This is a genomic window from Mesorhizobium sp. M2C.T.Ca.TU.002.02.1.1 (genome assembly GCF_003997225.1).
This window is the reverse complement of sequence record NZ_RZTO01000284.1, coordinates 1-6,950: the sequence shown is the minus strand read 5'-3', so window position 1 is coordinate 6,950 and position 6,950 is coordinate 1. Positions and strand designations below refer to the sequence as shown.

The window sequence follows — 6,950 nt, the reverse complement described above, 5'->3', positions numbered from 1 at the left end:
GCACGGCGGCGCGCAAATTGTCGGCAACGCGGATTGCGCCGGCCGCCGACGCCTCTGGCAGGATGACGGCGAATTCCTCGCCGCCATAGCGCGCCACGAAATCGCTGGCACGCGTGCGTTGACGTAGACAATCGGCGATCTGGCGCAGGCACTCATCTCCGGCCAGATGACCGTAACGGTCATTATAGGCCTTGAAGGAGTCGACATCGATCAGCAGTAGCGCGAATTCCTTGTCGGACTGGCTTGCATCCGCGACCACGCCGGCCAGCTTCTGATCGAAAGCGCGGCGATTGCCGACACCAAGCAGCGGATCGGTGTTGGCAAGCTGCGCCAGTTGGTTGCTAAGCGTGGTGAGTTCACCCTCGGTGCTCTTGATCTCGGTGATATCGGAGACGACAACGAGCGCCAGGCCGGCCTCGGTGGGCCGCGTCCTCAGCATCAGCCAGCGGCCATCGAAGAGCTTGATCTGCTGTTCGCCGGGCGTGTGAAGCGCGCCGACCACGGCATCTATCCATTCCCTCTCGTGACCCTTGGGAATGCCCACCTGCTCGCCGGTGACCGTCACGGCTTCGAGGATGTCGCGCAGTCGCGTGCCCGGCAGCCGCAGGTCGCCGGTCAGCGGAAAGAATTCCCGGTACTGCTCGTTGCAGAAGACCAGCGCGCCTTCGGCGTCGAACATGGCAAGGCCATCCGACATTTCCGAGAGCGCATAGGACAGCTGGTTCTTGGCCTCGAGCAGCGCCTGTTCGACTTGTTTGTGCGCCGTTATCTCACGCGTGACGCCGACGAGGCCGATGACGTTGCCGTCGACATCGCGCACGGGCGTCTTCGAGGTCGAGAACCAGCGGAGATTGCCCTTTGCGTCGGGAAGCTGTTCCTCGAAATCGGCAATGCCCTCGCCCGATTTCAGTATCCTCTGCTCCAGCCCGAAGAGGATTTGGGCGCGCGCTGCGTCCGCTATGTCGAAATCAGTCTTGCCCGTCATCTGCACGGGATGATCGTAACCATGATAGGCGGCGACCGTCTGGTTCACGGCGACGAACTGGCCGCGCGTATTCTTGACGTAGTAGAAATCCGGCGCCTGGGCAACAGCGGCGCGCAGCAGGTCACGCTCCTTGGTGACAAGCTGCGTGTGCAGCACGACGAGGCCAGCCACGGCAGTCGCTGCCGCATTGAGGGCCATGAGCGGCAGGATCAGGCGGATGCCAGGCGCAGCCGATTGCGGCAGGATCGATATCGGTGCCAGCAGCGACAGGCCGACGCAAATCGCGAACAAAAGCACTTGCCAGGCGCGTGGTTGCCTGTGGCCTATGATGCGATTGGCGAGAACGCCAGCGGCTACCGCCACCGCGATGCCGATCAGGCCGGCGGGCAGGCCCTGTCCTCCGATCGCCATGCGATATCCCAGCGGAAAGGCAGCAGCCACCAACGCGCCTGGCAGGCCGGCGAACAGGCCGGCGGTCGCGACCAGCGACGTCCTGAGGTCCAGGAGGACGCCGGGCCGCAGTTCGACGGTCAGCAGCATCGAGGCCAGCGCGCCCCAACCCATGATGCAGCCGAAAACGAGCAGCCTGAACTTCTGCGAACGCCCCTCAAGCCAGGGCTGCACGTAGTTCCAGCCGGAGACGAACAGCGCCACCGCAATGAGATTTGCAGTAAGATGCTGCCACATGGCTCCGCTACCGATCTCCAATCGGGTCATTAAAAGCGCCTGAAAAGTTGTTTCCGGGTTAAAAGCCGGCGACTTGCGGTTGTTATGCGGTTGCGCGCCGGTGGCCCGCCCCATGGCGAAATCTTCCACCCCGCACCATATAACTCCGTGCCGGCGATGATTGTCCTCGCGACAAGCGTGATCGATCCCAGATAGGCCGGCCAGGCGGTCCATCCCGGGCCGCCGACGCTCCTCGCGAGGCCCGTTGCGGCATCGCGCGACCTACAACCGGCCGCGACAAGGAGCCATTTTGATGAATCCGATCACCCTTTTCCTCACCGCCGTCTTCGCGCTCGTCGGCGTCGGCATCGGCGCACTGGCCGGGCCATGGGCGGGCGCGCCCTTCTTCGTCATCGCGGTACTGATCGCCGCCTCGCTGAAGATGGCCAACACCTGGCAGAGATTCGTCGTGCTGCGCGCCGGCAACCTGCTTGGCGTGCGCGGCCCCGGCCTGTTCATGATCGTCCCGGTCCTCGATAACGTCGTGGCCGTCATCGACCAGCGCATCCAGACCACCGCCTTCAACGCAGAGGAGGCGTTGACCAAGGATACGGTGCCGGTCAATGTCGACGCGGTCATCTTCTGGCATGTGCATGATGCGCGCCAGGCGGCGCTGGAAATCACCAACTACCGCGAGGCGATCGACCGCGTGGCGCAGACCTCGCTGCGCGAGATGATCGGCTCCTCGATGCTGTCTTCGCTGCTGTCTAACCGCAAGGCGGCGGATGAGCATCTGCGCGACGTCATCAGTGCCAAGACGGCGCAATGGGGCATCACGGTGATGTCGGTCGAGATCCGTGACGTCGCGATTCCCGTCGCGCTGCAGGACGCCATGTCGCGCCAGGCGCAGGCCGAGCGCGAGAAGGAAGCGCGCGTCATCCTCGGTTCGGCGGAGGCGGAAGTCGCAGCCAAATTCGTCGAGGCCGCCACCACCTATGCCGACCATCCGGCCGCGCTTCAGCTGCGCGCCATGAACATCATCTATGAGACGACCAAGGAGCGCGGCGCCACCATCCTGATCCCGACCGGCCTGGTTGACAGCCTCAACCCGGCGGCGGCCCTGGTTCAGGCAGGCGTGCTTAAAAGCGCGGCGTAGAGAGGTTGTCTCTCCATGCAGAATGAAAAATCCGGTCCGGCTCGAGCGTCATGGCGCATGGGCCGGACCGGACAGACGATATCAGTAGTCGGAGCCGCCCTCGATGACGACCGGACGATGATGGTGCCGGTGCCCGACCGAACCCGTGACGACCACGGTGTCGTCGCGGCGGTGATGGCGGTGACGCCAGGCGCGCTCGCCATTGTCATAGAAGGCGACGGTGCCGTGATGGCGATGATGCAGGCGGTGGCCCTCGTCATTGATAACGACCGCCGGCCGGTGGTGATAATAATGCCTGTGATGTGTCCTAATGACGATATCGGCCTCGGCCGCGGAAGCCACGGCAGGCGCGGCGACACAGAGCGCCAGGGCCGCAAGAAGCACTGTTTTCATTGCTCTATTCCTCAATCCTGAATTGTCCCTTCGCCGGATTAAACCGCTGTTTGCCGGTTTGGTTCCGCGCGGATGTGCGCCCCCGACCTCAACGCCTATGCGGGCGAGCCGGCGCAGCCGGCAATCGAACTCAGCCGCCCCGCTGGCGCCGAAGGGCGACATATCTCAGGTAGGTTGTGGCCGCGGCGTCGCAGGCGCGGCGCCCACCGCCATTCGCCTCGATCATCGTCTTAGCCAGCCGTGGCGGCAGGCCGTATTTGCTGGCGAAGAAGGCCGGCTCGTATGGCTGGTCTTCGACATCGTCCGTCGGTCTATCGAGGTTCATGAGTGCTCCCTGTCGGCCGCGCGATAAATTGGCGCGCTTGCCAATGCGGAGTCCCGGCTTTGGTTGCCGCGCTCGGTCCTCTTTGCACGCCGGTCCGACCTCAGTCCGACGGGTTTTCAGACCGTCGCCCGATCGGCGGAACGAAGGGGGTTCGGCGCTCGTTTGCCGGCATCGAATCCGCAGCTTCACGGCTGCCAACGGGAGCAACGGACATGAATGACGACCGCAACAGTGTTCTTGAGGCGCGCTGGCTTCTGGCCGTGCCGGCCTCGGTGCTGCTCACCGTGCTGATTGCCGGGTTATTGCTTGGGTAGGTGGCGATGAACCGTCTTCTTTTTCGCGCCGCCGATTTCCTGTCACGCCCGCCTGGCTTCTACGCTATGGTCGTTGCCATGGTGGCCTGCACGCTCCTGGTGCCGTTCGGCCTGACCAATGTCGTGACCTATGCGTTATCGGTGGCGGCCATCATCATCACTGGCGTGGTCCTCATCCAGGGCTACCGAGACACGGCAGCCATCCACGCCAAGCTCGACGAGATCGTCATCGCACTTCGCCAGACGCGCAACGATGTGATCGGGCTCGAGCATGCGGAGCCGCATGAGATCAAATCCAAACTGACGGAGTTGGAAATGGAGGCCAAGCGCCTTGCGGCAGGTGAAGCCTGAGCGACGCGATAAGTGAAGCCGGAGCCGCGGTGGGTGGGGGTTCGTTGGGGTAGCCGAGGCTCCGGCTGAAGGCGGAATGGGCACCGCCGCCAGGCAAAGATAAACCTCCCCAGCGACGGGGAAATTACGCGATCACGGAAGCATTAGACTTCGAAAACCATCCCGACGCATCGCTATCATCCGGGTCGATTGGAACAAACGCTCGACGTCGCCGTTTGCGGGGATGGTTATGTTCGCACCCCTCGACATGCATGGCGAGAAGCGGGCCGATCTCCACCGAGCGGCAAGGCTGTCGATGCTTCGTGACCGCGCGGTGAAACGCTTCGACAAGGTCGACCATTCCGCCTATGCCGTCGAGATGGCCGCGGCCGCTTTCGTCGCGGCCACCCATCGACCGACCATATTCATTGCGCCATTCCCACCAGACGGGAATCCGCAAACGGAGGCTGGCTGGACGCTCGGACTGTGAGTTCCTGAAGGTAGCATGAACTGGTCAGTGAGGCCGCGCGTTGCGTTCCCTGACCAGATCGCGGGTCCCCAACGCGGCGTAGACCGCCTCGCGGTCCCCATGATATCGCCCCAGCAATCTGATTGCCTCGTCACGTTCCAGACGCCCGAGCTTCATCATGAAGCGAAGTTCACATTCCGGAATCGGAGGCTGAGCTTCCCGCCGCCGCCACCATGTTTCATACATCGCTTTGCCTCTCTGCCCCGCCAACTCGACAGTCCAGCAGTATCGCTGCCCCGCCTCTGCCCGCGGAGACATATAACCCAGCCATGCACTGGCCTCAGTGACACTGCCCACACTTCTCAGTTTCGGCGCTTGCTTCTGCGAGGGCCCTCCTTTGTCCAATCGGGCATCGCCCCTGTCCGAATCCTGGGCCCAGAGGCAGGCCGACCGCCGGAGATCAGGCGCGCCGGCGCTCTCTCCAATCGCCAGCGAATGCAATCGTCATCGCCGCCACCACCAGCCCCGTAGCGACCGCAAAGGTCAATCCCATCCCATGCGCAACAGCTTCTGGCGCCGCGCTCGTGACATCCTTCGTCCCCACGGCGAAGACGAATACCGCGCCCATCACCGCCGTGCCGGTGACGAGGCCGAGATTGCGCGAGAGGCTCAGCATGCCCGACACCACGCCGCGCTCGTTCCTGTCGACATCGGCCATGACAGCCGTGTTGTTGGCCGCCTGGAAGAGCTGGTAGCCGGGCGTGAGCAGGATGATCGCCGCCACGTAGCCGGCAACGCCGAAGAGGCTTGGCAGCCAGGCCAACGCAACACAGCCGGCGGCCATCAGCGCCAGGCCGGCGAGCACCATTGCCGCCGCGCCAAGACGGTCAACGACGCGCCCGGCAATGACGCCGCATAGCGCCGAGACGACCGGGCCGATCGACAGGACAGCGCCCGCGGCCGCCTCGCCGAGGCCCAGCGCCCGCGACAGGAAGAACGGGCCGACGACCAGCGTCGCCATCATCACCGTCGAGACCAGCGCGTTCATGGCGAGGCTGGGCGCCAGCACCGAATCGCGCAACAGCGCGAGCTTGACCAAGGGCGACTCCACCCTGGCCTCGGCGACAACAAACAGCGCCGCGCCAGCAATTGCCCCGCCGAGCAGCGTCATGTTCAGGCCGCCGAAATGACCGCGCCCGATGGTCATGGACAATGCATAGGCGGCAAGCGTGGCGGCGAGCAGCAGCGTGCCCGGCATATCGAAACGGTCCCTCGCCTTGCCACGAACGGTGACCATGCCCATGGCTTCGCCGGCTGGCAGGAAGCGCCAGGCGGCAAGCAGCGCGACGGCGCCGAGCGCGGCGTTGACGAGGAAGATCGAGCGCCAGCCGAAAGCGGCGATCAGCACGCCGCCGAGCGAAGGCCCGAGCGCCGTGCCGATCGCCGACATGGTGCCGAGCAGACCCATGGCGCTGCCGGTGCGTTCCTTCGGCACCGTCTCGCCTACGAAAGCGATCGTCAGCGCCATCATCACCGCCGCGCCCAACCCTTGCACGGCGCGGGCGGCAATCAGCAGCGCCAGCGATGGCGCGAACGCCGCGGCAAACGAGGCGACGCCGAACAGCGCCAGGCCGACGATCAGCAGCAACCGGCGGCCGACGAGGTCGCCGAGACGCCCAACGCTGACAATCGACGCGGTAATGGCGAGCAGATAGGCGAGCACCACCCATTGCACCGCCGCAAAGGAGGCGGCGAAGGCCACGCTCAGCGTCGGCAGCGCGACATTGGCGATGCTGGTGGCGAGCGAGGAGACGAGCATGGCAAGCGACAGGCTGGCCAGCGCGCCCGCCGTCGAATGGTGTGCGGGCGCGGCGCGGGTTTCGGCAATGTCGGCCATGATTCTTCTCCGTCGGTTGAGACTTGCCGGGGAAGATAAGCGCGCAGATAGCATGGCGGAACACGCAACATTTACACTTTATCAGTGCACCATACGCCATGTCCCCTTAACAGATCCGTGCTATGGTCGCGCCATGTTGCGACCCGATCTCAACCTGCTTGTCACGCTGGATGTGCTGCTTGCCGAAGGCAGCGTCGCCCGAGCCGCGCGGCGCCTGAACCTCAGCCCTTCGGCGATGAGCCGGGCTCTGGCGAGGCTGCGCGCGGCGACCGGCGATCCGCTTCTGGTGCGCGCCGGGCGCGGCCTGGTGCCGACGCCGCGCGCCGTCGAACTCGGCGCTGAGGTCGGCCGGCTGGTGAAAGAGGCGGAAGCGGTGCTGCGGCCCGCCGAGCGGCTCGACCTCGCGAGGCTCGAC

8 protein-coding genes are annotated in these 6,950 nt (G+C 64.8%); 4 read left to right on the top strand and 4 right to left on the bottom strand.

All coding sequences use genetic code 11. The features are described 5' to 3' along the window. On the bottom strand, window positions 1–1,672 hold a 1,672-nt coding region (locus EOD07_RS16650; RefSeq protein WP_164772292.1), incomplete at its 3' end, for a diguanylate cyclase. A gap of 292 nt (window positions 1,673–1,964) precedes the next feature. On the opposite strand from EOD07_RS16650, the gene EOD07_RS16645 reads away from it, so the two are divergent. Beyond that, entirely contained in the window at window positions 1,965–2,807 is an 843-nt protein-coding gene (locus EOD07_RS16645; RefSeq protein ID WP_127236247.1) for a slipin family protein, read from the top strand. A gap of 81 nt (window positions 2,808–2,888) precedes the next feature. Here the strand turns inward: EOD07_RS16645 and EOD07_RS16640 are convergent, their stop codons facing one another. Continuing rightward, window positions 2,889–3,200, bottom strand: a complete 312-nt coding sequence (locus EOD07_RS16640) for a hypothetical protein (RefSeq protein WP_127236246.1) — start codon at window positions 3,198–3,200, stop codon at window positions 2,889–2,891. Between the two features lie 130 nt (window positions 3,201–3,330). After that, window positions 3,331–3,525: a hypothetical protein gene (locus EOD07_RS16635; protein ID WP_127236245.1), complete on the bottom strand. Its 195-nt coding sequence runs from the start codon at window positions 3,523–3,525 to the stop codon at window positions 3,331–3,333. A 320-nt stretch (window positions 3,526–3,845) separates the two neighbouring features. Here EOD07_RS16635 and EOD07_RS16630 point away from each other — a divergent pair, with 320 nt between their 5' ends. Both EOD07_RS16630 and EOD07_RS16625 read left to right on the top strand, forming a co-directional pair. Next, entirely contained in the window at window positions 3,846–4,190 is a 345-nt protein-coding gene (locus EOD07_RS16630) for a low affinity iron permease family protein (RefSeq protein ID WP_127236244.1), read from the top strand. Between the two features lie 229 nt (window positions 4,191–4,419). Then, window positions 4,420–4,659, top strand: coding sequence for a hypothetical protein (locus tag EOD07_RS16625; protein WP_127236243.1), 240 nt, complete (start codon window positions 4,420–4,422; stop codon window positions 4,657–4,659). 439 nt (window positions 4,660–5,098) lie between these two features. Here EOD07_RS16625 and EOD07_RS16620 read toward each other — a convergent pair whose 3' ends face one another. Then, window positions 5,099–6,535 carry an MFS transporter gene (locus EOD07_RS16620; RefSeq protein WP_127236242.1) on the bottom strand — a complete coding sequence of 479 codons (1,437 nt, stop codon included), beginning with the start codon at window positions 6,533–6,535 and terminating at the stop codon, window positions 5,099–5,101. A gap of 133 nt (window positions 6,536–6,668) precedes the next feature. Between EOD07_RS16620 and EOD07_RS16615 the strand changes: the two genes are divergently transcribed. Next, the coding region (locus EOD07_RS16615) for a LysR family transcriptional regulator (RefSeq protein WP_127236241.1) at window positions 6,669–6,950 on the top strand (282 nt) is incomplete at its 3' end.

What these genes read in the sequence shown, in the direction of transcription:
- EOD07_RS16645 (WP_127236247.1), top strand. Translation starts at nt 1,965, where the DNA reads ATGAATCCGATCACCCTTTTCCTCACCGCCGTCTTCGCGCTCGTCGGC.
- EOD07_RS16640 (WP_127236246.1), bottom strand. Translation starts at nt 3,200, where the DNA reads ATGAAAACAGTGCTTCTTGCGGCCCTGGCGCTCTGTGTCGCCGCGCCT.
- EOD07_RS16635 (WP_127236245.1), bottom strand. Translation starts at nt 3,525, where the DNA reads ATGAACCTCGATAGACCGACGGACGATGTCGAAGACCAGCCATACGAG.
- EOD07_RS16630 (WP_127236244.1), top strand. Translation starts at nt 3,846, where the DNA reads ATGAACCGTCTTCTTTTTCGCGCCGCCGATTTCCTGTCACGCCCGCCT.
- EOD07_RS16625 (WP_127236243.1), top strand. Translation starts at nt 4,420, where the DNA reads ATGTTCGCACCCCTCGACATGCATGGCGAGAAGCGGGCCGATCTCCAC.
- EOD07_RS16620 (WP_127236242.1), bottom strand. Translation starts at nt 6,535, where the DNA reads ATGGCCGACATTGCCGAAACCCGCGCCGCGCCCGCACACCATTCGACG.